The sequence below is a fragment of the Aeromonas sp. JL9 genome (genome assembly GCF_024436075.1).
In the GTDB taxonomy this organism is placed as follows: Bacteria; Pseudomonadota; Gammaproteobacteria; order Enterobacterales; family Aeromonadaceae; genus Aeromonas; species Aeromonas veronii.
This window is the reverse complement of record NZ_JANFNV010000022.1, coordinates 37,650-62,099: the sequence shown is the minus strand read 5'-3', so window position 1 is coordinate 62,099 and position 24,450 is coordinate 37,650. Positions and strand designations below refer to the sequence as shown.

21 protein-coding genes and 1 pseudogene are annotated in these 24,450 nt (G+C 58.5%); 8 read left to right on the top strand and 14 right to left on the bottom strand.

Features of this window, described 5'->3' with window-relative positions:
* Positions 1 to 42 precede the first annotated feature (42 nt).
* Together NOM06_RS15295 and NOM06_RS15290 are read left to right on the top strand one after the other, a co-directional pair.
* Entirely contained in the window at positions 43 to 1,581 is a 1,539-nt protein-coding gene (locus NOM06_RS15295) for a sensor domain-containing diguanylate cyclase (protein WP_255912196.1), read from the top strand.
* Positions 1,582 to 1,627: 46 nt separating this feature from the next.
* Complete coding sequence (locus NOM06_RS15290; protein WP_005338362.1) at positions 1,628 to 2,503, top strand: patatin-like phospholipase family protein; 876 nt, start codon at positions 1,628 to 1,630, stop codon at positions 2,501 to 2,503.
* 69 nt (positions 2,504 to 2,572) lie between these two features.
* On the opposite strand, the gene NOM06_RS15285 is transcribed toward NOM06_RS15290, so the two are convergent.
* Positions 2,573 to 3,913: an APC family permease gene (locus NOM06_RS15285; RefSeq protein ID WP_255912195.1), complete on the bottom strand. Its 1,341-nt coding sequence runs from the start codon at positions 3,911 to 3,913 to the stop codon at positions 2,573 to 2,575.
* A 199-nt stretch (positions 3,914 to 4,112) separates the two neighbouring features.
* Complete coding sequence (locus NOM06_RS15280; protein ID WP_005338367.1) at positions 4,113 to 4,379, bottom strand: DNA-binding transcriptional regulator; 267 nt, start codon at positions 4,377 to 4,379, stop codon at positions 4,113 to 4,115.
* Between the two features lie 258 nt (positions 4,380 to 4,637).
* Here NOM06_RS15280 and NOM06_RS15275 point away from each other — a divergent pair, with 258 nt between their 5' ends.
* The 3 genes from NOM06_RS15275 to ompA (NOM06_RS15265) all read left to right on the top strand — a co-directional run bounded on the left by NOM06_RS15275 (position 4,638) and on the right by ompA (NOM06_RS15265) (position 7,865).
* Positions 4,638 to 5,234, top strand: coding sequence for a hypothetical protein (locus NOM06_RS15275; RefSeq protein ID WP_255912194.1), 597 nt, complete (start codon positions 4,638 to 4,640; stop codon positions 5,232 to 5,234).
* Between the two features lie 309 nt (positions 5,235 to 5,543).
* Positions 5,544 to 6,566, top strand: a complete 1,023-nt coding sequence (ompA, locus tag NOM06_RS15270) for a porin OmpA (RefSeq protein WP_255912193.1) — start codon at positions 5,544 to 5,546, stop codon at positions 6,564 to 6,566.
* Positions 6,567 to 6,866: 300 nt separating this feature from the next.
* The gene (gene ompA / locus NOM06_RS15265; RefSeq protein ID WP_255912192.1) at positions 6,867 to 7,865 is read left to right on the top strand and encodes a porin OmpA; all 999 of its coding nucleotides are present in this window, start codon (positions 6,867 to 6,869) and stop codon (positions 7,863 to 7,865) included.
* Between the two features lie 99 nt (positions 7,866 to 7,964).
* On the opposite strand, the pseudogene NOM06_RS15260 reads toward ompA (NOM06_RS15265), so the two are convergent.
* Positions 7,965 to 8,792 (bottom strand): annotated as a pseudogene (locus tag NOM06_RS15260) (hypothetical protein).
* 125 nt (positions 8,793 to 8,917) lie between these two features.
* On the bottom strand, positions 8,918 to 10,633 hold the full coding sequence (locus NOM06_RS15255; RefSeq protein ID WP_255912191.1) for an NAD-dependent malic enzyme: 1,716 nt from the start codon (positions 10,631 to 10,633) through the stop codon (positions 8,918 to 8,920).
* Between the two features lie 274 nt (positions 10,634 to 10,907).
* Here NOM06_RS15255 and NOM06_RS15250 point away from each other — a divergent pair, with 274 nt between their 5' ends.
* Positions 10,908 to 11,672: an ABC transporter substrate-binding protein gene (locus NOM06_RS15250; RefSeq protein WP_255912190.1), complete on the top strand. Its 765-nt coding sequence runs from the start codon at positions 10,908 to 10,910 to the stop codon at positions 11,670 to 11,672.
* Between the two features lie 87 nt (positions 11,673 to 11,759).
* On the opposite strand, the gene NOM06_RS15245 is transcribed toward NOM06_RS15250, so the two are convergent.
* The 10 genes from NOM06_RS15245 to NOM06_RS15200 all read right to left on the bottom strand — a co-directional run bounded on the left by NOM06_RS15245 (position 11,760) and on the right by NOM06_RS15200 (position 22,421).
* Complete coding sequence (locus NOM06_RS15245) at positions 11,760 to 12,170, bottom strand: DNA breaking-rejoining protein (protein WP_235655426.1); 411 nt, start codon at positions 12,168 to 12,170, stop codon at positions 11,760 to 11,762.
* Positions 12,171 to 12,329: 159 nt separating this feature from the next.
* On the bottom strand, positions 12,330 to 13,298 hold the full coding sequence (locus NOM06_RS15240; RefSeq protein ID WP_255912188.1) for a formate dehydrogenase subunit gamma: 969 nt from the start codon (positions 13,296 to 13,298) through the stop codon (positions 12,330 to 12,332).
* Positions 13,295 to 13,954, bottom strand: coding sequence for a formate dehydrogenase FDH3 subunit beta (gene fdh3B, locus NOM06_RS15235; RefSeq protein ID WP_005353752.1), 660 nt, complete (start codon positions 13,952 to 13,954; stop codon positions 13,295 to 13,297). The genes NOM06_RS15240 and fdh3B overlap by 4 nt, the downstream gene beginning before the upstream one ends.
* Before the next feature lie 4 nt (positions 13,955 to 13,958).
* Positions 13,959 to 16,835: a formate dehydrogenase subunit alpha gene (locus tag NOM06_RS15230; RefSeq protein ID WP_255912186.1), complete on the bottom strand. Its 2,877-nt coding sequence runs from the start codon at positions 16,833 to 16,835 to the stop codon at positions 13,959 to 13,961.
* 23 nt (positions 16,836 to 16,858) lie between these two features.
* Entirely contained in the window at positions 16,859 to 17,062 is a 204-nt protein-coding gene (locus tag NOM06_RS15225) for a transcriptional initiation protein Tat (protein ID WP_021229865.1), read from the bottom strand.
* A gap of 101 nt (positions 17,063 to 17,163) precedes the next feature.
* Positions 17,164 to 17,781: a molecular chaperone gene (locus tag NOM06_RS15220; RefSeq protein WP_255912184.1), complete on the bottom strand. Its 618-nt coding sequence runs from the start codon at positions 17,779 to 17,781 to the stop codon at positions 17,164 to 17,166.
* A gap of 10 nt (positions 17,782 to 17,791) precedes the next feature.
* Entirely contained in the window at positions 17,792 to 19,537 is a 1,746-nt protein-coding gene (locus NOM06_RS15215) for a 4Fe-4S dicluster domain-containing protein (protein WP_255912183.1), read from the bottom strand.
* A 103-nt stretch (positions 19,538 to 19,640) separates the two neighbouring features.
* Positions 19,641 to 20,240: a DUF3306 domain-containing protein gene (locus NOM06_RS15210; protein ID WP_255912182.1), complete on the bottom strand. Its 600-nt coding sequence runs from the start codon at positions 20,238 to 20,240 to the stop codon at positions 19,641 to 19,643.
* Positions 20,233 to 20,799 (bottom strand): DUF3305 domain-containing protein, encoded by a 567-nt coding sequence (locus tag NOM06_RS15205; RefSeq protein ID WP_255912181.1) that lies wholly within the window; start codon positions 20,797 to 20,799, stop codon positions 20,233 to 20,235. The genes NOM06_RS15210 and NOM06_RS15205 overlap by 8 nt, the downstream gene beginning before the upstream one ends.
* A 368-nt stretch (positions 20,800 to 21,167) precedes the next feature.
* Positions 21,168 to 22,421, bottom strand: a complete 1,254-nt coding sequence (locus NOM06_RS15200; RefSeq protein ID WP_241871979.1) for a DUF3644 domain-containing protein — start codon at positions 22,419 to 22,421, stop codon at positions 21,168 to 21,170.
* A gap of 260 nt (positions 22,422 to 22,681) precedes the next feature.
* On the opposite strand from NOM06_RS15200, the gene NOM06_RS15195 reads away from it, so the two are divergent.
* Positions 22,682 to 23,539, top strand: a complete 858-nt coding sequence (locus tag NOM06_RS15195) for a formate dehydrogenase accessory sulfurtransferase FdhD (RefSeq protein WP_255912180.1) — start codon at positions 22,682 to 22,684, stop codon at positions 23,537 to 23,539.
* Positions 23,540 to 23,554: 15 nt separating this feature from the next.
* On the top strand, positions 23,555 to 24,421 hold the full coding sequence (locus tag NOM06_RS15190) for a helix-turn-helix transcriptional regulator (protein WP_005312265.1): 867 nt from the start codon (positions 23,555 to 23,557) through the stop codon (positions 24,419 to 24,421).
* Positions 24,422 to 24,450: the final 29 nt, after the last annotated feature.

Here is a 24,450-nt window from a genome sequence, read left to right as displayed (position 1 = left end):
ATACACTAACGACAATTTCCTTCGCAACCCGACTGACTGCCTATGCCCAAAATGTCTGACCACCGCTTTCTCACACGCCTGACCTGGCTCCTGTTTGCCGTGGTCATCCTGCTGATTGGTCTGACCTTGCGGCAAAGCCTGAAACAGATAGAACGCCTCTACCAGAGCGATACCCTCAACAGCGCCATCTACCTGCGGGATCGGTTCAAGCAGACCGAAGTGTTTCTGGAGGCGATGCGCGGTCAGGCCGAAGAGCGACTGCGCAGCGACCCCCAGTCGGTGCTCACCCGCCAGCTCTATCGCCATATCGAGGCGCAGCCAGAGGGCCTGGCCCTCGACAAGCTCCCCGGCGATTTACCGGCCGGACTGGCGGGCAACCTCACCGGTGACGGCCCGCTGCCGCCCCCCGGCAGTGCGCGGGAGGCGCAACTTCATTTGGCCCTGAGCCTCTCGCCCTTGCTGGCCACTGCCAGCCAGCGCCTGGGCAGCGAGATCGCCTGGGCCTACTTCACCGGCGTGGACAACTTTATCTACCTCTATCCCTGGATCCCCTCCAGCCAGTTTCGTTTTGCCCGCAGCATCTATGACAAGCACTACTGGCAGGATGCGCTGATGTCACCCAACCCCAGCCGGGACACCATTCTCTCCCGCCCCTACGAAGATTTTGCCGGACTGGGCACCATGGTCACCATGTCCCAGCCTCTCTACAAGGACGGCTCGCTGGTAGGGATGATCAGCATGGACATCCTGCTCTCACGCTTGCAATCGCAGCTCAACCAGCTGGCGCCGGCGCTGGGTGAGTATCTGCTGCTCAATCAGTACCATCAGGTGCTGGCCAGCAGCGCACACCAGCCCGTGGTGCCGCAAGACCCCGAGCCGACCGACGAATACCAGTGGCAACAAGGGGCATTGCAGCTGACCATGGCAATCCCCGATACCCCGCTGCGACTGGTGCACAGCGTCACCCTGCTGCCGCTGGTGTGGGCCATGCTCTGCCAGTCCACGCCGACCCTGCTCGCCATTCTCTTTATGCTGCTGGCCGCCCTCTCCAACCTGAGATCCCATCGCCTCAACCAGCGGCTCAATTACCTCTCCTGCCACGATGCCCTCACCGGCGCCTTCAACCGCCACTATCTGGTGCTGCTGGAACAAGCGGGAGAGCTGTCCCGGTTGCAAGCGGGGATCCTGATGTTCGATGCGGATCACTTCAAACGGGTCAATGACAACTTCGGCCATGCCGTCGGCGATATCGTGCTGATCCGGCTGGTGCAGATCTGCCAGCAGCAGCTTAGACCCACAGATCACCTGATCCGCTGGGGTGGCGAGGAGTTTCTGCTGCTGATTGGCCGCGCTGATGCAACTCAGCTCGGCGAGCTGGCGGAGCGGCTGAGAAAGGCGGTGGCGGATCACGACTGGGCCGCCATCGAGCCCGGGCTGGAGGTCACCATCAGCCTCGGCTATCTGCCCCACCAGGAGAACCTTCCCCTGCACGAAGCGGTGCGCCGCGCCGATGTGGCGCTCTATCAGGCCAAGGCCAACGGTCGCAACCGCAGCGAAAGATGGCAGGGTGACGCCTCCTGACTCTCGGAGTAAGCTGAGCCCTCAACCCCTTTTTTGGAGGACTGTCGTGCCACGTAAACCCCGCGTAGGGCTCGCTCTCGGGAGCGGCGCCGCCAGAGGATGGGCCCATATCGGCGTCATCCGCGCCCTTGAACGTCTCGGCATCAAACCGGATTTGATCGCTGGCTGCTCCATCGGCAGCTTTGTCGGTGCCGCCTATGCCGCAGGAGAACTGGATCGGCTGGAAACCTGGGTGCGCGGCTTTACCCGCCTGCAGGTGGTCAGCCTGCTCGACCCGGCCCTCTCCGGCGGTCTGTTTCGCGGCGAAAAGGTGTTTGGTCTTGCCGCCAGCCATCTGGGGGATCCCGATCTCGAGAATCTGCCCATCCCCTTCGCCTGCATCGCCACCGAACTCGATACCGGCCGCGAGATCTGGCTACAACAGGGCCCGCTGCGCCAGTCGGTACGCGCCTCCTGCGGCATGCCGGGGATCCTCACCCCGACCCGGATCAACGACCGCTGGCTGGTCGATGGCGCCGTGGTCAATCCGGTGCCCATCTCGCTGGCCCGCGCCATGGGTGCCGAGGTGGTGATTGCGGTCAACCTCAACACCGATATGCACCAACCCTGGACCGACGAGCCGGATCAACCCGGCAGCGGCGGCCTGCTCAGCCAGTGGCTCAATCGCGGTGAATCCGCGCCAGCCACCCCGGGTCTGTGGAGCGTGATGAGTGGCTCCATCAACATCATGCAGGAGCGGATCACCCGCGCCCGGATGGCAGGGGACCCGCCGGAGATCCAGCTCTGCCCGCGCCTTGGCAGCTTCTCCATCATGGATTTTCATCGCGCCAGCGATGCCATCAACGAGGGGGAAGCCTGTGTCGAGCGCAACCTCGATCAGCTCAAGGATGAACTGGGCCGCCTCGGGTTGCTGGGCAGTTAGTTGTCGACATACTGTGGTTTACACATGAAAAAAGCGCCATTCGGCGCTTTTTTCAACTTACTTACCCGGTCACTCCTTACGGTAGAAGAGCAACCCGAGCAGAATCACCCCCACAGAGACCAGCAGATAGAGTCCCAGACTGGGATTGGTGATACCGCCATACAGAATGATGAGCGCGCCCAGGGTGGCGCAGGTCGGGATCACAAACCGCTTTATCCAGCCCAACTCGGTAAAGGTGCGCATGTACCAGACATAGAGGAACAGATAGAGGCCATAAATCAGCACGATCGGCATCTCGTCCAGAGCGATGTAACGACCGAATGTCTCGTTGATGCTGCAGTACCACAACACTGAGTAGATCACCGACAACAGCGCTGCCGCGAGGGCCGAGTTGATTGGCATGTGGTGATGCGGTTCGATACGGTTCATCCACTTGGGGGCTGGCCCCTGATTGCGGATCGCCAGCGAGTAGGGAATGCGCATGGTCGCCAACACCAGACCATTGAGGGTTCCGAGGCAGGAGATAATCACAAACACGGTCAAAATGGTCGAAGCAGTCCCGCCAAACAGGCTGGTTGTCGCGAGATTTACCGCGTTATCCCCTTGCGCCACTATCTCGTCCGTCGGCAAGACGCTGGCGATCCCCAGAAAATAGGTGACATAGACCACAAAGACTATCAGGGTGCCAATCACCAGCGCTCTGGGCAGATTCTTCTTGGAATCGCGAATTTCGCTGTTGATGGTCACAGCGGCAATCCAACCCTCATAAGCGAAGGCGGTGGCAACCACGGCCGTGGCCAGAGTGCCTCCGGTGCTTCCTATCCCATCCATTGCCTGCACAAAGTTGGTCACGGTGACACCATTGAGCAAGCCTGAAATGGTGCCCACAATGGCAACCAGGATCAGCGGGATCAACTTGATCAGGGTAGAGCCCACTTGCAGCTTGCCCGCCAGAACCGGGGTATAGAAGTTGATCAGATAGGTGACCGTCATATAGACAGCCGCCAGTATCCAGGTCGCACCGGAGTTGGTCGGATTATCACTGCCGAGCAAGATCATGGTGTACAGAGCGGCGACCCAGGCAAGGATGGCGGAAAGAGGGGCGTAATAGAGTACGCCTTTGAACCACCCCACCAGATAACCAAACATTTTGCCGTATGCCGCTTCGGCATAATCGACGATACCGTTGGACTTTTCGATCCGCTGGGCAAACTCGGCAAACACCAGCGCGCCGAAGATCATCGAAAATGCCCCCAGCGCCCATGCCAGCAGCGCAATGGCCAGATTGCCGCCAGTCAGACGCAGTACATCATCGGCCTTGAAGAAGACACCGGAGCCGATCACCACGCCGACTACCATCGCAATGGCAGTCATCAGGCCATAGCGTTTATCCAACTCGTTACTGCTCATACCCATACTCCATACCGATTGCTCATATCATCCTGAATGTAATAGTGTTCGGGTGGCCAGATACCACCAGGGGCCCACTTTTCGGGGCCGCTTATTCTCGTTGGCCTGCATGGATAATTCAAAGCGTGTTAGATCAAAATATCGATCGGCAACCCAAAAAAATACCGCCCGAAGGCGGCATTTCTATTCACATCGATGATCACGCCTTGGCGAGGTCATCCGGGCCAATCTGGCCGATTTCGGCGACTTTCTTGTCTGCCAGCAGCCAGAGAGTGAACTTGTGCAGATCCGGGTGGTGCGCCAGGGCAACCAGGAAGGCGCCCCCAACTTCACGGTAACCCAGCTCGTAGTTTTTCAGCGTGGTGGGAGGAACACCCAGCAAATCTGCAAACTTCGGACGGCTCAAACCGACCGCTTCACGGATCTGACGGATCTTCTTGCCAACAGTGACGATATTTGAATTCATAATGTTCCATACTCCGTTTGGCGGATTTACTCCGCCTTTTATTTTTCGCGACGACTCGTAGTCAAGTGTATCAGTTTTGTTCGGACTCGTTATGGTCGAGCCTCTATCTTATGAGCGCCTTTCGGCGACAACCCTTGCCTTCAAGGGGGGATGGTAATCGCTCAGCCGCCTCAGGTAAACAGTCTCGAAAAGAAACCTTTATTGTGGCCCCCCCAATAACTCGTATAATCCGCCTGATACCCATTAAGAGGAATAAGTATGGCGTTTCCCGGCATTATCTCTCGCCTGCACCCCGTATCCAGCACAGAAGAACTGGCACAACAGCGCCTGCAAGGTGAACAATATCGTGCCGAAGCATTCTGGCTTCCGGCCTTGATGTCCAGCCACGCCAGCGAGCTGCTGGCCGCCCTGCAGGAGAGCTGCAGCCTGTTTCTTGAACAGGCATGCCCGGACCTGGCCCTGCGCAGCCACGATGGCACCCTGCATAACAATGAGCAGCTCGTCACGGTAAATGGTCAGGCGATTGCTCTGGCAACCACTCAAGGTGATGGTGGTCTGGTGCCCGAATCGGGCATGTGCGAGATGGCCGACTGGCTGGAGGCGGGACACCGTCATTTCATCTGTTCAGCTGCGGTTCAGCCTGTGGCGCGCGCCATCCTCAACATCTGGCCCCTTGACCCCTATCTGGCCCGACATTTCTTGATGACATTTACCCCCCTGCTGCAGAGCGCAACCCAGGCTGATTACCTCTCGGTCTTTGCCGCCAGAGCGAATCCTGCCAGCCCGCATAGCGACTGGGTTCAGGCTTATATGAAGCTGGAGAAGAAACTGCACAGGGCCTATCTGGATCACTAACTTAATCAAAATAAACAGCCAGTTAAGAGCACGACACAATTTGCCACAAGGCTCATTTGTGAGCTTGATCATGTTTTAAAATCGGCATAGAGTGCGCCTCGTCATCGGAATGACATCAGTTGCCTGGCAGTGGTTTCTCACGCATTGCGTGCCATGCCAGCGCACTCGACACACCAGGAGAGTGTGCAACCCGGTTATACCGGGTCATCTGCCAGACTCGACGCCAGCCGTACGGCGGAGCCTGCAGCTTACATAAATTACAAAGTGTGAAGCACGTGAATAACGTGCGATCTCAACGAGGATTTTTTTATGATGAAAATGGCTCCTTCCATGATCGCCATCGCCATGGCTGCTCTGGGTGCTACCGCTGCTCACGCTGCTGACGACATCTACTTCGGTGCCGGTGTCGGTGCTACTCACTTCAACGGCCTGAACAAGGTCGAAGGCGTTAAAGATGGTGAAGAAAATGCAACTGCCACAAATGCTTTCGTTGGTTATAACTTCACAGAAACCTTGGGCACCGAACTGGGCTACCAGTATGCAGGTCGTGGCAACACCGATGGTAACCGTTACGAAAATCAAGGCGTGACTCTCTCCGGTATCGCTCGTTTTCCTCTGAACAACCAAGTTTCACTGTTCACTGAAGGCGGCGCTTACTGGGCTCACACCGACGGGCTGGGTGTAAGCGACACTAAAGTTTCCCCACTGGCAGGTGCCGGTGTAACTTACAAGGTGAACGACGCGCTGGATCTGCAAGCTCGCTACCGCTATATGTGGTATGTTTCTAACCTGCATACCGATAACAATGTTCAATATCGTTCCAACCAGAGCGTTGCTACCCTGGAAGCGGTGTACCACCCGTTCCGTACTTCCTACGTAGCTCCGGTAGCTGCTCCGGTTGTTGAAGAAGCACCGGCTCCTGCTCCGCAAGTGGTAGAGAAGAACTTCGCTCTGAACTCAGACGTGCTGTTTGCCTTCGGCAAAGACACCCTGAAGCCGGAAGGCGTTGCAGCCCTGAACGCTCTGTATCAGCAAATCGTTGAGTTCCAGCCGAAAGATGGCAACGCTGTTGTTGTTGGTTACACCGACCGTATCGGTTCCGACGCTTACAACCAGAAGCTGTCTGAAGCCCGTGCCCGTACCGTTGCCAACTTCCTGGTGAGCAAAGGTATGGCTGCCAGCAAAGTTGCCATCGAAGGTCGTGGCGAAGCCAACCCGGTTACCGGCACCAAGTGCAACGGCGTGAAAGCTAAAGCTCAACTGATCTCCTGCCTGGCTCCGGATCGTCGCGTAGAAGTTCGCGTATCTGGCGTACAAGAAGTTCAGCAATAATCTGACCTCGTTCAGATAGTGCGAAAAAAAGGGATGCTGCGGCATCCCTTTTTGTTTGTCTAGTTCTCGCTTGCATCCCTCACTCCCTGCCCTTGCCTGCCCCGTCTCGAAAGCATAAAGTAGTTGCGCCTGTAAGGTATTGGATAAGCACTAAAAAGCGCTTCTTGTCCGGTCTGTTGTCCATGACGCCACTGCATCATGAGAGTCCAAAGCCTTCGCTATCCACTTTGCTGGCAATTTTTCGCAGCAATAAAAACAAGTGCATTGCCCGACATGGGCTAACACAACGAGGATAAACCGATGAAACTCAAAATGGCTCCTACCCTGATTGCACTGGCGCTCGCCGCCGCAGGCACCACAGCTCAGGCTGCCGATGACTGGTACACCGGTGTTGGTGCAGGTTGGGCTTATGCCCACGGTCTGGATGATTTTGGCAAAGACACTGACAAAGAGGCCACTGCGCTGAGCCTGTTCGGCGGTTACAACTTCAACGACTACTACGCAGCTGAACTGGGCTACCTCTACGCCGGTAAAGCGGGCGTTGACGGTGCCGATTTCAAAACCCAGGGTGCCACCCTCTCCGGTATCGCCCGCCTGCCGCTCGGCGATATCTTCTCGGTGTTTGCTGAAGGTGGTGCCTACTTCAATCACGTCAACGGCAATGGCAACAGCGACAACGGCACTGCGCCGCTGGCGGGCCTGGGTCTGACTGCCAAGCTCTCCGACCTTATCGATGTGCAAGCACGCTACCGCTATCTGTGGAATCTGGGTGACGAGCAGAAAACCTGGGAGAGCGACATGAGCGTCGCGACCCTGGAGTTGGTGATGCACCCGAACCGTACCTCTTATGTTGCCCCGGTTGCCGCCCCTGCGCCTGAGCCGGTTCCCGAGCCGGTACTGGTCGACAAGAACTTCGCCCTGAGCTCTGACGTGCTGTTTGCCTTTGGCAAATCCACCCTCAAGCCAGAAGGTGTCGCAGCGCTGAATACGCTGTATCAGCAGATCGTTGATGTTCAGCCGAAAGATGGCAGCGCCGTGGTCGTCGGTTACACCGACCGTATCGGTACTGATGCCTACAACCTGAAACTCTCCGAAGCGCGTGCCCGTACCGTAGCCGACTTCCTGGTTGGCAAAGGTCTGCCGGCTGGCAAAGTTGCCATCGAAGGTCGCGGTGAAGCCAATCCGGTCACCGGTACCCAGTGCAACAGCGTCAAGGGCAAGGCTCAGCTGATCTCCTGCCTGGCACCGGATCGCCGCGTAGAAGTACGCGTCACCGGCGTTCAGCAAGTCAAACAGTAATCCTGTCGTTGTCGAGTCCTGATTTCGGCTAGCATTTCTCTACTCAGAATCCCCGATGTATCGCATCGGGGTTCTATATTTCAACGCATGATACGGTCGCTACACGTTGTAAATATCCACCGCCTCACGCATCATCGCCCCGCTTGCGCCAGGTTCTGCTAGCTTTGCAACAGCAACTCTCCTTTGAATATCCCGTTCACCCGATCTGCCAGCGCATTCTGGTAACTGTCATGCCCATCCGTCATCGAACATCTCACCCCGTACCATTAATGCAATGACTGATACAGCTTCGAGCAATTACTGCACTCCGCAGTCTGAGTGTTGGATGAGCTACTCGCCGCCACGCCGTTGCTTCAGTGCTTCTTTAGACATAATGGACACCGACTCGGCGTGTATCCCTTTGGGCAGCACGAGGTGGCTCACTATCTTGCGTGAAATAAACACCCGTCACCAGGGTCAGGTTCTAGCTGGCAGATAAGTAATGTCGGCGATCCACACTTGCTCCAGTGCCACCGGCGTGACCTGCTCTTGCCCCGCCTTGAGCAATTTGGGATGACGGTCGAAGCGGTGAAAACTGTGGGAGGTCTTGTAATACGCCTGCTTGGGCGGCACCAAGTCGCTCTTCAACGCACCAACGACAGCCTCAAAGAACTGGGCTTCTTGGCTCATCAGCGCCAGCCGCTGCTCGAGCTTTTTAATACGTTGTTCGGGCGGGGTTAGGCATGATGATACTCCTGCAGGCGCACACAGAGAATCCGTATGGCTCCAGTCCTGCCGACCATGTTTACGCAACCATACAAGAATTGTCGGGTTGCCCTGAATACCATATCTGGCTTGTGCCTGCTGACAAGTCAGCTCACCTTTTTCAATCTGCTCGACCTGCGCCAGCGAGTAATCGCGTTGTGTCCGTTTCACACCTTGTCCCATCGGGTTCTCCATTTATGTGGGGAAAAGGTGTAAACCATATTCAAGACGGAACACTGCGGTAAAAAAGGGGGATGGCCATACCATCCCCCTTTGTTATCAATATGTTATTTAAACCAGTGAGTAACCTATACCCGACGATAGGGCAGGTAAACCGGCTCCCACATGTGGTTGAGGATATGCTGCTGCAAATCCTGACCGATCAGCGGGTGGGAGGGATCCCGGCGCACTATATCCTTGAGCACGGCGGTCGCCACATGCACCGAGATGCTGCGCAGCTCGCGAATGCGGGGATACACGGCTCCTTTCGCCAGGTCCACCTCACTCACGCACTCGGCCAGCGCAAAGGCGGCAGTAGTGAAGACATCGGGTGTGATCTCGCGGATCTGGCTGACGATGGCCGCCAGACCTACACCGGGGAAGATAAAGACGTTGTTGCCCTGCCCGACCCGGAACGCCTGCCCCTCGTAGCTCACATCCTTAAACGGACTGCCGGTAGCAACGATGGCTTTGCCCTTGCTCCAGCGGTAGATATCTTCCGGCAGCGCTTCACAGTTGGCGGTGGGGTTGGAGAGCGGGAATACCATGGGGCGCTCGCAATGCTGCAGCATCAGCTGGATGTGCTCTTCCTGGAAGGCCCCGCCCGAGCCGCTGGTACCCAGCAACACGGTAATGGGCACATGACGCAGCACATCGGCCAGATTGGCCTTGCCGGGCACCTCGGTGTCCCAACCGGCCAGCAGCAGCCCCGGCTTGGCGTAGCGACGCTTGTACTCATCGAGCCCGTCCCGGTTGTCGCACACCAGCCCCTGGGTATCCAGAATGTAGATGCGATCGCGGGCCGCCTGCGGATCCATCCCCTCGCGGATCATCCCCGCGCAGATCTGATCCGCGACGCCAACCCCGCCGGCGCCTGCGCCATAGACCAGATAGTTCTGCTGGCCCAGGGTCTCCCCCTTGACCTTGACCGCGCCTATGATACCGGCCAGCACCACGGCACCGGTGCCCTGAATGTCATCGTTGAATGACGGCAGTGCCTGCTGGTAGCGGGCCAGATTGTTGAAGGCGTTGGATTTGCTGAAGTCTTCCCACTGCAGCACCGCATTGGGGAAGTGGCGCTTGACCCCCTGCACGAACTTGTCGATGAACTCTTCATACTCCTTGCCGCGAATACGCTTGTGGGGACGGCCCAGATACATAGGATCATCGAGCAGTTTCTGGTTGTCGGTGCCCACATCCAGCGCGATGGGCATGCAGCAGGCAGGGTGAATACCGGCCCCCAGGGTATAGAGCGCCAGCTTGCCGATAGGGATCCCCATGCCGCCAACGCCCTGGTCGCCGATCCCCAGAATGCCCTGGCTGTCGGTGACGACTATGATGCGGATCGATTTGGCATCGAAGTGACGGGCCTGACTGCCCATGTCATCCACGTTGTCCGGGGTGATGTAGAGGCCGCGCGGCTTCTGGAAGCGGTGGCTGAACTCCTGACACGCCTTGCCCACGGTCGGGGTATAGATGTAGGGGGTCATCTCCTCTACATGGCGTGACAACAGGGCATAGAAGAGAGTCTCGTTGCGATCCTGCAGAGCACGCAGGTTCTGGTACTTCTCGATATCGCTGCAAGCGCTCTTGAACCCCTCATACACTCGCTCGAGCTGGGCTTCAAAAGTTTGCACCTGAGGCGGCAGCAAACCATCGAGATCAAAATCGGCCCGCTCCTGTTCGGTGAAGGCTGTGCCCTTGTTGAGGTATCGATTGTTAAGCAGATCAGTGCCGGTCAGTGCAACGGGGCGAAAATCCTGTCCCTGTGCATCTTTCCACAGCAGATATTGTCCGGTAGCCATAGTCATTCTCTTTGATTTACGTGAAATTGCCGTTCGGCAGGAGAGCAAGACTCATAATGAAATCAATCATATGACGTTTACTCGATCGGTTTTGTGAGCTTGGGCATACCCTGCGGCCAAAATAGGCGCCCGGCGACCCCGGCGAGACAAATTTCCACGGCAAGGAATGAGACTCATGTTAGCATTGCGGGCAACCCAGCCCCTTTCACCGCATCACAGCCGGGAGTGACCTGATGCCCTCGCTTCTGCCAGCCTGCGTCCCCTTCTTTCTGCCATGCGCCTGATCCCGCTGCTTGCTCTGTGGCTGTTTCTGACCTGCCAGTCGGCTCTCGCCGCACCGGGCCGGGTACTCAACATCATCGTGGGTGAATGGCCCCCTTTCGTCTCCGAGCAGTCAAAACAGCACGGGCCAGTGGCCCACCTCATCAGCGATCTGTTCAAGGAGGCGGGCTATGAGGTGAAGTTCCACTTCGCCCCCTGGGGTCGGGTCTATTCGCTGGCGGCCAACAGCCAGCTCTACGACGCCACCGCCGTCTGGATGCACAAACCGGAGCGGGAGCAGGATTTTCTGTTCAGCGAAGCGGTGCTGCAGGAGCAGTTTGTCTTCTTCTCCCTCAAATCACGGCAGCTGCAGGCCGAGCGCCTTGAGCAGATCATCGGCATGCGGTTGGGGGGCGATATCGCCTATAGCTACGGGCCCGAGCTGGACAAGATGGTGGCCGATGGCAAGGTAACCCAACAGAAAGTCACCGATGTGAAGCAGAATTTCGGCAAGCTGCTGCGCGGACGGATCGACCTCTATCCACAAGAGCTGCGAGTCGGTCTGGCCGAGTTGCAGAGCCAGCTCGACCCCGCCAGCGCGGCACTCATCACCCACAGTCAGACCCCTTTTCTGCGCAACGACAGCTTCGTGATGTTCCCGCGCAAGATGCCGGATTCAGCCAAACTGCGGGATCAGTTCAATCAGCAGCTGCAGCAGGCCATCGCCAGCGGACGTTATCAGCGCTACTTCGAACGGCTGGCCCGGGGCGAATATTGACCTTGGCGAGGCAAAAACAGAGGGGATAAAACAACGGTGGCGGCCCTTTGTGGCCGCCACCTCTGTGATGCTTGTCAGCGGCTGGCATTAGCCGCTGATGCCCACCTCCAGCTTGAACGACGTCTTGGCCTTGCTGCTCTCGGCAGCCCCCATCTGGTAGACCCGAATGGTATAAGTGCCCTTGGCGGGCAGGGTCGCCTCAAAGTTGTTCCCTTCCGTAGAGCCGATAAACATCGCCTCCCCCTTGCTGCCCGGCGGCAGAATATTGAAGTAGGGCTTGCCGGTCAGGATCACCACCATGCTCTGGCCCTTGTTGGCCGTCAGCTTGTAATCGAGGGTCTGGCTACCCTGAATGGTGCCGTTGATAGTCGCCCCTGACTCCCCCTTCTTGAACTGCACCTGCTGAGTCTTGATCCCGTCAGCCGCCTGCGCCACGCCCGCAATACCACCGAAGAGCGCAGATGCACATACCGCTGCCAGCCATGCTTTTCTCATCATTTGTCATCCCTTGTGTGAATGGAACCCCTGTTACTGTTGCTCAAGGTGGCCCAAAAAACCATCGCCGTTTGCGGCATCGCTCAATCAATTTGCCATCACGATCGACCCGCCATCAAAAGGGGCGCCGCAGCGCCCCTTCCCTTTACTCTTTGTCGACCATCATGATTTACCCGCCTTGGGCTCATCGAGGGTGTGCTTCACCTCTTCATACCAGAGGTCGTGGTGCTCCCTGGCCCAGGTCTCGTCCACCTCGCCGGTCACCATCCCCTCCAGCGCCCCTTCCAACTGGAACAGGCCCATGTAGATATGGAAGATAAAACCGCAGATAAGGATCAAGGCGCCTACGATATGGATAAAGCTGGCCCACTCCATCTGGCGGCGCAGCTGGCCGAAGATGGGGAAATCAAGGAACAGCCCGGTGGCCACGACGATGCCGCCAAACCAGATCAGCAGCCAGAAAATGGCCTTCTCGCCGCCGTTGGAGAAGCCAGCCGAGGGGTGACTTCCCTTGTGCTTGCCGAGCATGCCGCCAAACTTCATGAACCACTGCACATCCACCATGTTGACGATGTTGTGGCGGAACCACTTGATGAGCACCCCCATCAGGCAGAGGAAGAAGAGCGGCCCCACGTAGTTGTGGAACACCTTGGCGAACCAGATCCAGTTCTCCCACACCCCGAGGCTCACTACCGGCTTGATGAAGTACTTGCCGTAGATGATGGCCAGCCCCGACCCGGAGAGGGTCAGGAACATGACCGCCGTGGTCCAGTGCAGCGCCCGATCCAGCCTGCTCCAGCGCTTGAGCTTGCGCCCGGTGCGCGGTTTGGAGAGCTTGGTCTGCCCCACCACCAGGTACATCAGGCCGCACATGGCGAGCGACCCGAAAATGGCGATGGCGCCGAGCGGCGACACCCACTTGGTCTTCACCTCGAACCAGAGCTGGCCCGGCACCGAGATCAGCACCCCGTGCTCCGGCGAGCGGGAGGTGGTCACCCCCTCCTGCCCATCCTTTACCGCCCGCCAGTAATCGGCGCCGGCAAAGCCGACTGCCTCTTTCTGCGCATCAGCGAAGCCGGGCGCGCTGAACAGCAGCAAGGCCGTCAGCAGCGCGGTCAGCCAGTGTCTCATTGGCCATCCTCCTGCTTGCCAAGCTTGAGCCCCTTGCCTCTGCCATCGTGAGGTTTGCTGGCGTCGCGATAGAGCGCCTGTTCATCAGCCCCCCAAGCTGCATGAGGGGCGCCGCGATAGGCAACCCGCTCACGGAAGATGTCGGAGATCACCTGCGCATCCCCGGCCAGCAGTGCCTTGGTGGAGCAGAGCTCGGCACACATGGGCAGCTTGCCCTCGGCGATACGGTTGGCACCGTATTTCTGGCGCTCCGCCTCGCTGTGATCCTCTTCCGGGCCGCCAGCACAGAAGGTGCACTTGTCCATCTTGCCCCGATCGCCAAAGGCGGCGGTCTTCGGGAACTGGGGCGCCCCGAACGGGCAGGCAAACAGGCAGTAGCCGCAACCGATGCAGAGATCCTTGTTGTGCAGCACGATGCCGTCGTCGGTGTGATAGAAGCAGTCGGCCGGACAAACCGCCATGCAGGGGGCATCGGTGCAGTGCATGCAGGCGACCGAGATGGAGGTCTCCCCCGGCAGGCCGTCGTTAAGGGTCACCACCCGACGGCGCTGGATGCCCCACTCGAGGGCATCGTCGTTCTCGTTCTTGCACGCCGTCACACAGCCGTTGCACTCGATGCAGCGCTTGGTGTCACACATGAATTTCATTCTGGCCATGGGATCAGGCTCCTACTTTGCGAAAACGGCACAGGGTGACCTTGGTCTCCTGCATCTGGGTGACCGGGTCATAGCCATAGGTGGTGACTATGTTGACCGACTCCCCCAGCACATAGGGGTCAGACCCTTCCGGATATTTGGATCGCAGATCCTTGCCCTCGAAGTGGCCGCCGAAGTGGAACGGCATAAAGGCGAGCCCCGGCTTGACCCGCGGGGTCACCAGCGCCTTCACCTTGACCCTGCCCCCTTCCGGCCCCTCGACCCACACATCCTGACCGTCGCGCACGCCGACGTCGTTGGCATCTGCCGGGTTCATCTCGACGAACATCTCCTGCTGCAATTCAGCCAGCCAAGGGTTGGAGCGGGTCTCGTCGCCGCCCCCCTCGTATTCGACCAGACGGCCGGAGGTAAGGATGATCGGGAACTCCTTGCTGACATCCTTCTCCTGCACCGAGGCGTACTGGGTCGGCAGGCGCCACAGGCTCTTGGCATCGGGCCAGGTGGCGTAGTCTGCCAAGAGATCCCGGCGCGGGGTGTAGAGCGGCTCGCGGTGCTTGGGCACCTGATCCGGGAAGGTCCACACTACGCAGCGCGCCTTGGCGTTACCATAGGGAACGAAGCCGTGCTTGATGGCGACACGCTGGATACCACCGGAGAGGTCGGTTTTCCAGTTCTTGCCCTCGGCCTCTTTCTTCTCGGCCTCGGTCAGCTCATCCCACCAACCGAGCTGCTTCATCAGGTCGGCAGTGATCTCGGGATAGCCATCCTCCACTTCACTCCCTTTCGGCCAGGAGTCTTCGGCGAGCAGCGAGACGCCCTGATACTCGATACCGAAACGGGCGCGGAAACCGCCGCCCCCTTCCGACACCGGAATGCTGGTGTCGTAGAGGATGTGGCTGCCGGGATGTTTCATCTCCGGGGTGCCCCAGCAGGGCCAGGGCAGACCGTACACTTCGCCACTGACCGGGCCCCCTTCGGCCTTGAGGTTGGTCTTGTGGAAGGTGTGCCAGTTCTGCTGGTGCGCCTTGAGCCGCTCCGGGCTCTGGCCGGTGTAGCCCACACTCCACATGCCACGGTTGTATTCGCGGGTGATGTCTTCCAGCAGTGGTTGGTTGTTCTCCACCTTGATGTGCTTGAACAACTGGTCGGCAAAGCCGAGCTTCTTGCTCAGCAGATACATGATCTCGTGGTCGACCTTGGATTCGAACAGGGGTTCTATCACCTTGTCACGCCACTGCATGGAGCGGTTGGTGGCAGTGACGGAACCATAGGTCTCGAACTGGGTGGTGGCCGGCAGCAGGTAGACGCCGTCGGTGCGATCGTTCATCACCGAGGCGACGGTGGGATACGGGTCGACAATCACCATCATGTCGAGCTTTTGCATCGCCTTCTTCATCTCGGGGCCACGAGTCTGGGAGTTGACCGCATGGCCCCAGTAGAACATGGCGCGGATGTTGGAGCCCTGCTCGATCAGATCGGCGTTCTCCAGCACCCCGTCCACCCAGCGGGAGACCGGAATGCCATTGTTGTTCATCGGCAGCTTGCCGTTGTAGGCCTTGTTGTCAAAGCGCGCCTTGATCCACTCGTAATCCACATCCCACACCCGGGCCCAGTGCTTCCAGGAGCCCTCTTCCAGCCCGTAGTAACCGGGCAATGAGTCGGAGGTGACGCCAAAGTCGGTGGCCCCCTGCACGTTGTCGTGACCTCGGAAAATGTTGGTGCCCGCTCCGCTCTTGCCCACGTTGCCAAGAGCCAGTTCGAGGATGCAGTAGGCGCGGGTATTGTTGTTGCCTGTGGTGTGCTGGGTACCGCCCATACACCAAACCACGCAGCCGGGACGATTGTCGGCCAGCAGTTTGGCGGCGCCATAGACCTGCTGTTCGTTGAGGCCGGTTACCCGTTCCACTTCTGCCGGGGTCCAGCGCGCCACCTCTTTTTGCACCTCGTCCATGCCGTAGACGCGGGTGCGGATGAACTCTTTATCTTCCCAGCCGTTCTTGAAGATGTGCCAGAGCATGCCCCAGATAAAGGCAACGTCGGTGCCCGGACGCAGGGAGAGGTACATGTCCGCCTTGGCGGCGGTGCGGGTGCGGCGCGGGTCGACCACCAGGATCTTGCAGCCGTTGCGCTCTTTCGCCAGCAGGATGTGCTGCATGGCGACCGGATGGGCCTCCGCCGGGTTGGAGCCGATAAACATGATCGACTTGCTGTTGTGCATGTCGTTCAGGCTGTTGGTCATGGCGCCGTAGCCCCAGGTGTTGGCGACGCCAGCCACCGTGGTGGAGTGGCAGATGCGCGCCTGATGATCCACGTTGTTGGTGCCCCACAGGGATGCCATCTTGCGAAATAGGTAGGCCTGCTCGTTGGAGTGCTTGGCGGAGCCGAGCCAGTAGACGCTGTCGGGGCCGGACTCCTTGCGCAGGCGCAGCACCTCGTTGCCCACCTCTTCGATGGCCAGCTCCCAACTGATGCGCTGCCACTTGCCGCCCACCAGCTTCATCGGGTACTTGAGGCGACGCTCGCCGTGACCATGCTCGCGCAGGGCCGCCCCCTTGGCGCAGTGACCGCCAAGGTTGAAGGGGTGATCAAAGGCCGGCTCCTGACCGGTCCAGACGCCGTTTTGCACCTCGGCATAGACGCCGCAGCCCACTGAGCAGTGGGAACAGATGGTGCGCTTCACCTCGACCGGCACCTCGGCCGCCACGGTTTTGGCCTCAGCCCGCTGCATCATGGCAGGGGCCAGCCAACCGGCCGCCACGGCGCCACCGGCCACCAGACTTGAATTGACCATAAAGGCGCGGCGGGTCAACCCCTGACCGCGAATGGCCTCATTGCCCTGCTCGCCCGCCTGGGGCTGCTCGGCACGTTTTGTCAGTTTCATGAATTCTCCTTCACTGATCCGGCTCAGTCAGTGCCGCGCAGGGTGCGATAAAAGTCGTGAACATGGGGGGTCTCCCGATAGCCCTTGTCAGGCTCGGTGTCGTGGGTCAGCACCTCTTTGCCCACCACCCGACCGGTGGCACCGGCCAATACGCCTATGGTGGCGACCACGCCAACTCCCTTGATCAGATTGCGGCGGGACGGGTCTTTCAGCTTTTCATCGCTCATTCTTGTGACCTCTGTTGTTGTTCTTGCCAGCGCCTGCGGGCCAGCTTCGCGTCCAATGGGATATCTCGTCTGTTCGTTTTGTTGTGGGTGGAGAGGGGCATTCAGCCCTTCACCACGCAGGCGCCAAACGGCAGGCGCAATTCGTTTTCCAGCTTGAAGAAATCTTCGGCAAGGGCGCCGACCGCCCGGTAGAAGCTGCCCCCCTTCGCCTGCTGCTGATCGCGGCAGCAAGCGAGCACCCAGGGGGCAAGGTGGCGCTCATAGAAGCGGTTGCGCTCCGGGTGCTGCTCGCCAATCAGTACCGCCATCACCTCACAGAGGGCGGCGAGATGATCTTCCGGCTCGCACACTCCGCTCTGGCGCTCGAAACCGAGGGACTGCAGATCTGCGCGCAGTACCGCCAGCGGCAACTCCATCAATGAGCCGGTGAGATACCAGGAGGCAAACGGCACTATCTCCCCGCGCCCCAGCCCGATAAAGAGATCCTGATACTCCTCGGCAAGCTCATTCTCGTGGTGGCTGCTGGCCGCCAGTTGCACCAACCCCAGCCCTCTGGCAAAGGGGCCGGGCCTGGCCTGCAACCCTTGCAGCCAGGCGAGTTGCTCGCCACGGGGAGCGGCGCGCCAGAGGCTCGCCAGCAGGGCGTAGAGATCGGCGCTGCTCTGTTCCAGATCTGTCATGGTCAGTTCGCCAGCCTTTTCGTTATGTTGTTCAGTCATCACTGACCCCTCACACCTTGAGCTGGGAGACGGGATCCGCCGCCAGCGCTGCAAACACATCCTTGACCCGGCACTCTTCGCACATCAGCAGCCGCTGGGCGGCCTCGTTCTGGAAGTGGGAGTGACCAGCCAGTTTCTGCTGGATACGGCGGATCATCGAGGCGGGCGCGAACGGCTTGGCGCAGCGAATGCAGCAGGCAGCCTCTTCGGCTTTCAGGCTCTGCACGGCGCGGCGCGCCTCGGGCACGGGTTGCAGGCGGGGCATCAGCACGATGGCCTGCTCGGGGCACGCCTTTTCGCACATGCCGCACTGGATGCAATCCTGCTCGATAAAGTTGAGGCCGGGCGCATGCCCCACCGCATGCAGGGCGCGGCTCGGGCAGACCGCCACGCAGCCCATGCAGAGGGTGCAGTCAGCTTCTTTCAGTTCCACGCTGCCGTAAGGGGCACCGTGGGGCACCGCCAGCGGCTCGCGGCTCCCTTCGTTGGCCTGCCAGAGGGCATCGAAGGCAGCAAACAGGTTTTCCCGTTTGTCACCTTTGAGCGGTTTGCCCAGCAGGGCAAGGGCTGGCTCACCGGAGATCGGCTTATCTTGTTCGGCATCCCGGTTAAACAGGGCAATGCGATCGGCAGCGAGACCGGCGCCCGCCAACAGCACGGCGGCGCTCGCCAGCTCCCGCTCAACCAGCGCGCGGACACTTGCGGGGGCATCGTCACCGAGCGCAATGCGCACTGCGCTGGCGCCATAGGCAAGGGCTGCAAACCAGCTCTCGATGCCTAAACTCGCGCTCTCCTCCACCCAGACTGGCAGCCAGTTGGCAGGCAAACGGGTGAGTTCCGTTTCCACCCAATCGCGCTCGCTTTCGCCAGCGATCAGCAGTCGAGGCGCTTCGCCGCCCGCCTCCCGGTAGTGCTTGAGCAATCGGAACAGGTAGTCGCCGCTGGTGCTGGCATCGGGCTGGTGATAGGCAATGGCGCCGGTCGGACAGGCCGAGGCGCAACTGCTAAAGCCCTGACAGAGATGGGGATCGATCTGGATGCGACCATTGATGGGCTTGAGGGCATCGGTCGGGCAGACATCGAGGCAGCGGCTGCAACCGGGCACGCCGCGGGCGGTAAAGGCGCAGGCCTCGGGGTCGAGGCGAAAATAGCGCGGCTTGTCGAAAATACCGGTCAGCGCACAGAGCTCGGCAAGCCGTGCGGCCAGCACATCGTCATCAGCCAGATGCAGATAGCCAATCGGCGGGCGTTCCAGCGCAAAGAGCGGGGCGCGGCCCAGATCGGCAACCAGATCGAAGCGCGGCTCGCCATTTTCCGCAGCCTGCTGAGTAAAACAGAGCGCCGCCAGATTAACCCGCTCACCCTGACCATTGAGGCCGGTAAGCTGGAACTGCCCCAGATACCCTGTCAGGCTCGGCTCGCGCAGGGTCAGGGCCGCGAGGGATGCGGTAGCATCGAAGATGGCTTCGAGATCTGCCGCCTCGGCGTCATGCACCGATTCGGTCACCAGCAGGGTGGGCTTCACCCCGGCGGGCAACAGGCTGGCAGTGCGGCGAATGCGCTCCTCCGGGCCGACCAGCAGCAAACGCCCCTGACTCTGGTATGAGACAGTGGCCGGGATCAGGTTATCGGTCTTGACCGTATGCTGCAGGGCATAGGCGCGAGCGCGCGTGTTATGCGCGGCCGCCCCCGCCCCATGGGCAAGATTGGAGGCTAGATTTGGGGCCAGATTTGGCAATGTTTGTTCAGTGCTCACATACACTCCTGCGCGCGCCACCTCATGGGATGGGCGCTTGTTGGTAAGCCGAGAGAGCAAGAGCCGAGCCAACTCCCCCGGAAAAAAAGTAACTGACAGGGAGTCAGGATCCTGAGGGTTCCATTCCCCCACCTTTGGTTGGGACATTTTGTCCACCAGAGGAAACCAAAATGTCCCGATCGTCGGTGGGGGTTTGAGAATGGTTATCAGCCAGCTCGGGCGGCTCGGCGGCAGGTTCGCTGGCAAGCGCCACCGGTTCTGCGGCTCCGCTGGCCGGATTGACCGATTCGCTCTCCGGGGCGGTCACCTGATCCACCAGCCAGTTGCGCAGCCCGGCGGTCAGGGCCGCAGGCAGCAATTCGGGCTGGCTGAAATCCTGGGTGTAGTCGTCGAGCCCATCCGGCTTATGGCTGCGAAACATGGCCCGCAGCGCCTCCCTGTCGGGGAGTTTGGCCTTGCCCGGCTGAGCCGTTTTCAGCGGCGGTTCGCCACTCTCGGCCCCTTCAACGGCAAGGGGTTCACTACTCCCCTTGTCAGTGCTGACTACGGGGCTATCCAGCGCGGTATCTGGAGTTTCAGCTTCGCCACTGCTTTCGATGGGGGCGACAAAAGTCTCGGGGATGGCCTCTTCCCTCGGCTGCAATGCCTGATGCTTGCGCGCCTCACTCTTGCGAGACGACCAGCGCTTGAGGAACTCACTCATGGGCGCTGTTTCCGCTTTGGCTACCACGCTCGCGACCATCGGGGCCGGTGGCTTTAACGGCGCCACAGCTGGCTTGATCCTGGCTATCGACACCGAGCTGATCCTGCGCCCGCCCCTTGCCCTTCTTGCCCTTGCGACGGGCCTCCAGCAGCTCGCCGTGGCGACCGATAAAGGCCTCCACCCAGGCTTGCAGCGCCTCGGGCAGCGGGCAGGAAAGCACCTGCCGCTCGCCATCCATATAGGCGGCGGCCACGGTCTGGCTCAGGGTGAGGCCATCGGCCACAAAGCCACTCTCCACGCGGCTTCCGGTGACACTTCCGGTAACAAAAAGGCGAGGCGAGCCGGAGCTCAGATTGAAGCGATAATCCCCCCGCTCATCGCGAAACAGGGTAAGGGGCAAGGCGCCGGCAGCCTCGGGCTCAGCGGGATGGAGCGCCACAATCTCGAAACGGCGGCTCTGCCAGCGGCCAACCTGGCTGTCGATGGCCTTTAACTCCAGCTGCAGCCAACGCTGCGGAGAGAGGGGTTTGGTTGTCTCTTGCACTGTCACGGCTCCCATCAGAAGGTCTCTGCCGGGCCGACCTCCCCCGTGATCCACCCTGTTCGGGGCGGATCAGAGCAGAACATTCAGGGCGGCCACGGCCATCAATGGGATAAGACATAGCAAGAGTGGGGCCAAGGCCGGTCTGGTGGCCGATGGGGGCTTTGCTGCGGGTTGGGACGTCGTGTGGAGTATGGGTTGGCGCGGGCGTAGGTTGGTGCTGAGTGCAGCGAAGCCCAACATGCGGCGTAAAACCAATCAGCCATAGCTAATCAAGAGGGATGGTAATAATCGAATAACGCTGATTATCCGATTATTACCTTGCTTAAAACGTGGGGCTGTAATTTGTTCAACACCAAACTACGATTTAAAACCCTACTTACGAGTTAAATATCCTGCTGTTTTACAATTTCTAATTTCTGAGGATTACTGAGCTCTTCAATTAAAAAGTTGGCCCATTGGTTTGAATAAAGATAGCCTTCGAAACCTTCCACAAATCCAGAATACTGACCTTTAAATGCACGTTGATTATCACGAGGCCTTGCTTCATAGTATTTCCAACACTTGGTGTGTAAGGCCATATTGAAACATGGTACTTTTTTGGCCACTAGACCAACAACATTCTTTGGTCTTAATTTAAATGGATTTTCAACACCTTTAATAAAGGCAACAGCTCGCTCATAATTTGCAACCTCTGCATCACTTAATTTATTTACATTAATAAACTCTACAGCCATATCTGCTGATTTTGCATGATTACCTAATTTGGGAACCAAGAAAGCTCTTATGCGATATTTTTGACTTTGAACAATATCATCATGAAGATCCTTCTTATATGTTTCCATGTACTCTCTTACTATCTTGTAATTTTCTTTTTGAAGTTGTTTCAAGGCATCAATTTGAGATTGTTCTGAGATACGAGTTAGTTGCATAGCTATAGCAAGGCTAGCGGTTAAAGCATGTTCATCGCCGAACTCTTCTACCAACATCGTTTCAAAGTTACTTAAAGCTGATTGGCATTCACCACATACAGCTAAATCAATAGCAGGAAGACTTCTGTGCTCTATTTTATTTCTCAACCCTATCAGAAACTTGATATTTGCTTTCTCTGGAGACTCAATACCTTTCCAATACTCATCAATACACTCACTTAGCTCCCAAGCTTTCTCTTCTCCATCAATAAATAACAACTCACCGTTTTGGCTCTTATGAAAATAATCGAACCCTCGTTTTTCGAAAATTGCATGCATCAATGCAGTATATGCGATAACAATATTTACTATGAAACCATAGGTCTTAAATTCAGTGTAAGGGTTGTTATAAATCGAAACAGCTAATAGTGCGAACTCTTTAGCTTTATGTATCAATATTCCCTTAGTTGAATGATCTGCTGTTTGTTGTAATTTTTGACTATGTACAGATCTGAACTCATCCTTACTCAAGAAGCATATTCCTGAGCTAGAGTATTGCTCCCCATCTTTTTCTATATACTGATGCCACCTTTTTGATGGATATGTTCTGCATGTATCTACTTTCCAACCTGTTGCCTCGGAGAGTTGAGCTATGGTAAATGATTCCCCTTGTTTTTCTTTATCAACCAAGAAGGAGTATGCCAAATCGACTTGTTTATATTTACCCATTCTGAACTTCCCTTACAATCCAGTATTTATGCTAGCCAGAGCCATCTAAACCCAAATGAGTCATCATAGTTATGAAATATGCTCCTGTTGTCCAGATAAAATTGCTAAAGATAATTACACATTAAAATCGGCTATTTTGATTTAAATCATTTTAAGTGGAGAATAGTTTTCATACTTTTCTGCAAATATCATTAAACAATCTGGAACAAAACTTGCTGTGCACCTCCCCTTAGATCCCGGCAACCGGTCGCGAGGGGCCCATGACACCGACCTTTATCAAAAGCAATGCTGCCGCCCAGCTCACCATGGCCGTCGAGGTGATGGATGAGCAGGGCACACTGCAAACCCGCCAAATCGCCTGTGAGCGACCACTGACGGTCTACCTCAACTGGAAGGAGATAGTAACCCTGATGACGCTGGGGGCCCGCCCCGAAGCGCTGGTACTGGGTTATCTGAAAAATCAGGGCTTTATCGAGGATATTTCGGCCATCGAGTCGGTGATCGTCGACTGGGAGAGTGAGGCCGCCGCCGTGGTGAGCAGCCAGCAGGCCGACGATCTCGACAAGTCACTGGAGAAGAAGACGGTCACCTCCGGCTGCGGTCAGGGCACCATGTATGGCAGCGTGATGAAGAAGCTCGAAGGGGTCGTGCTAGCGGCGCCTGAGCTTAAACAGAGCACCCTCTACGCCCTGCTCAAGGCGCTGTCGGCCCATAACGAAACCTACAAGATGGCCGGTGCCGTCCATGGCTGCGCCATCTGTCGCGGCAGCGAAATCCTCTCCTTTGTCGAGGATGTGGGGCGCCACAATGCGGTGGATACCCTGGCGGGCGAGCTATGGATGCGCGGCGAGAGTGGCCACGACAAGATCTTCTACACCACCGGGCGACTCACCTCGGAGATGGTGATCAAGGTGGCGCAGATGGGCATTCCGGTGCTGCTGTCACGCTCCGGTGTCACCCAGATGGGGCTGGATCTGGCCCGTCAGCTCGGTATAACCATGATTGCCCGCGCCAAGGGGCGCCATTTCGAGGTATTCAGCGGCCACGACCATATCGAGCTGGACGAGAAGCCGCCGGTGCTGGCGCCCGGTTCAGCCGGTCGCGGGATGCGGGACTAAGCAATGAATGAATTTATGAACGTCAAGCAGGTGGCGGAATACCTCGATCTCAACGAGAAGAAGGTCTACCAGCTCGCCAACGAGGCGCGCATCCCCGCCACCAAGGCGACCGGCAAGTGGCTGTTTCCCCGCTCCCTGCTCGACCGCTGGCTGCTCGGCAGCTGCCACGAGGGGGTGATGAACGACCGGCTGCTGCTGGCGGGCTCGGACGACGTGCTGCTCCACTACGCCAGCAGCCGCTTGGCCCAGCAGCTCGGCACCCAGGCACTGGTGGGCTACACCCCGTGCGGCACCCGTCAGGGGCTGGCGATGCTGGCGCGCGGCCATGTGGATCTGTGCGCCATCCACTGGGGGCAGGCCGAGGAGGCGCACCTGCGCCACCCGGCGCTGGTGCAGCAGTATCAGGGCCACCGGCAATGGGTGATCGTTCATGGATTTAGGCGGGTGCAGGGGCTGGTGCTGCGGCAAGGGCTGCAACCCAAGGAGGCGAAAGAGGCGCTCGACTGGCGCTGGGCCATGCGCCAAGAAGGGGCTGGCAGCCAGCGCGCCCTGCAGGAGTGGCTGCAAACGCAAGGGGAGTCGCTGACCCGGCTGGAGCGCACCATTGAGGTCAACAGCGAGCGGGAGCTGGCCGCCGCCATCAGCCGTGGCGATGCGGATGTCGGGCCCGGCGCCCAGAGTACCGCCACCGAGTTTGGCCTCGGCTTTATGCCCTTGTCGCAGGAGTGCTTCGATCTGGTGATGCCGCAGGGGGTCTTCTTTCGCACCCTGCTGCAACAGCTGATCGGCTGGTTGCAATCCCCCGAGGGGCGCGAGCTGGCGGCTCGCCTCGGCGGTTATGACCTGACCCAAAGCGGCAAGCTGGTGTGGAGCCCGCAGTAAATAACCACTCACCTACAGACAAAACAGCC

Bases quoted from the DNA above. Each gene is read 5' to 3' on its own strand.
- ompA (WP_255912192.1), top strand. From the start codon at position 6,867: ATGAAACTCAAAATGGCTCCTACCCTGATTGCACTGGCGCTCGCCGCC.
- NOM06_RS15205 (WP_255912181.1), bottom strand. From the start codon at position 20,799: ATGGGAGCCGTGACAGTGCAAGAGACAACCAAACCCCTCTCTCCGCAG.
- NOM06_RS15200 (WP_241871979.1), bottom strand. From the start codon at position 22,421: ATGGGTAAATATAAACAAGTCGATTTGGCATACTCCTTCTTGGTTGAT.
- ompA (WP_255912193.1), top strand. From the start codon at position 5,544: ATGATGAAAATGGCTCCTTCCATGATCGCCATCGCCATGGCTGCTCTG.
- NOM06_RS15195 (WP_255912180.1), top strand. From the start codon at position 22,682: ATGACACCGACCTTTATCAAAAGCAATGCTGCCGCCCAGCTCACCATG.
- NOM06_RS15225 (WP_021229865.1), bottom strand. From the start codon at position 17,062: ATGAGCGATGAAAAGCTGAAAGACCCGTCCCGCCGCAATCTGATCAAG.
- NOM06_RS15210 (WP_255912182.1), bottom strand. From the start codon at position 20,240: ATGAGTGAGTTCCTCAAGCGCTGGTCGTCTCGCAAGAGTGAGGCGCGC.
- NOM06_RS15220 (WP_255912184.1), bottom strand. From the start codon at position 17,781: ATGACTGAACAACATAACGAAAAGGCTGGCGAACTGACCATGACAGAT.
- NOM06_RS15245 (WP_235655426.1), bottom strand. From the start codon at position 12,170: ATGATGAGAAAAGCATGGCTGGCAGCGGTATGTGCATCTGCGCTCTTC.
- NOM06_RS15280 (WP_005338367.1), bottom strand. From the start codon at position 4,379: ATGAATTCAAATATCGTCACTGTTGGCAAGAAGATCCGTCAGATCCGT.
- NOM06_RS15240 (WP_255912188.1), bottom strand. From the start codon at position 13,298: ATGAGACACTGGCTGACCGCGCTGCTGACGGCCTTGCTGCTGTTCAGC.
- NOM06_RS15230 (WP_255912186.1), bottom strand. From the start codon at position 16,835: ATGAAACTGACAAAACGTGCCGAGCAGCCCCAGGCGGGCGAGCAGGGC.
- NOM06_RS15255 (WP_255912191.1), bottom strand. From the start codon at position 10,633: ATGGCTACCGGACAATATCTGCTGTGGAAAGATGCACAGGGACAGGAT.
- NOM06_RS15190 (WP_005312265.1), top strand. From the start codon at position 23,555: ATGAACGTCAAGCAGGTGGCGGAATACCTCGATCTCAACGAGAAGAAG.
- NOM06_RS15250 (WP_255912190.1), top strand. From the start codon at position 10,908: ATGCGCCTGATCCCGCTGCTTGCTCTGTGGCTGTTTCTGACCTGCCAG.
- NOM06_RS15275 (WP_255912194.1), top strand. From the start codon at position 4,638: ATGGCGTTTCCCGGCATTATCTCTCGCCTGCACCCCGTATCCAGCACA.
- NOM06_RS15285 (WP_255912195.1), bottom strand. From the start codon at position 3,913: ATGAGCAGTAACGAGTTGGATAAACGCTATGGCCTGATGACTGCCATT.
- fdh3B (WP_005353752.1), bottom strand. From the start codon at position 13,954: ATGGCCAGAATGAAATTCATGTGTGACACCAAGCGCTGCATCGAGTGC.
- NOM06_RS15295 (WP_255912196.1), top strand. From the start codon at position 43: ATGCCCAAAATGTCTGACCACCGCTTTCTCACACGCCTGACCTGGCTC.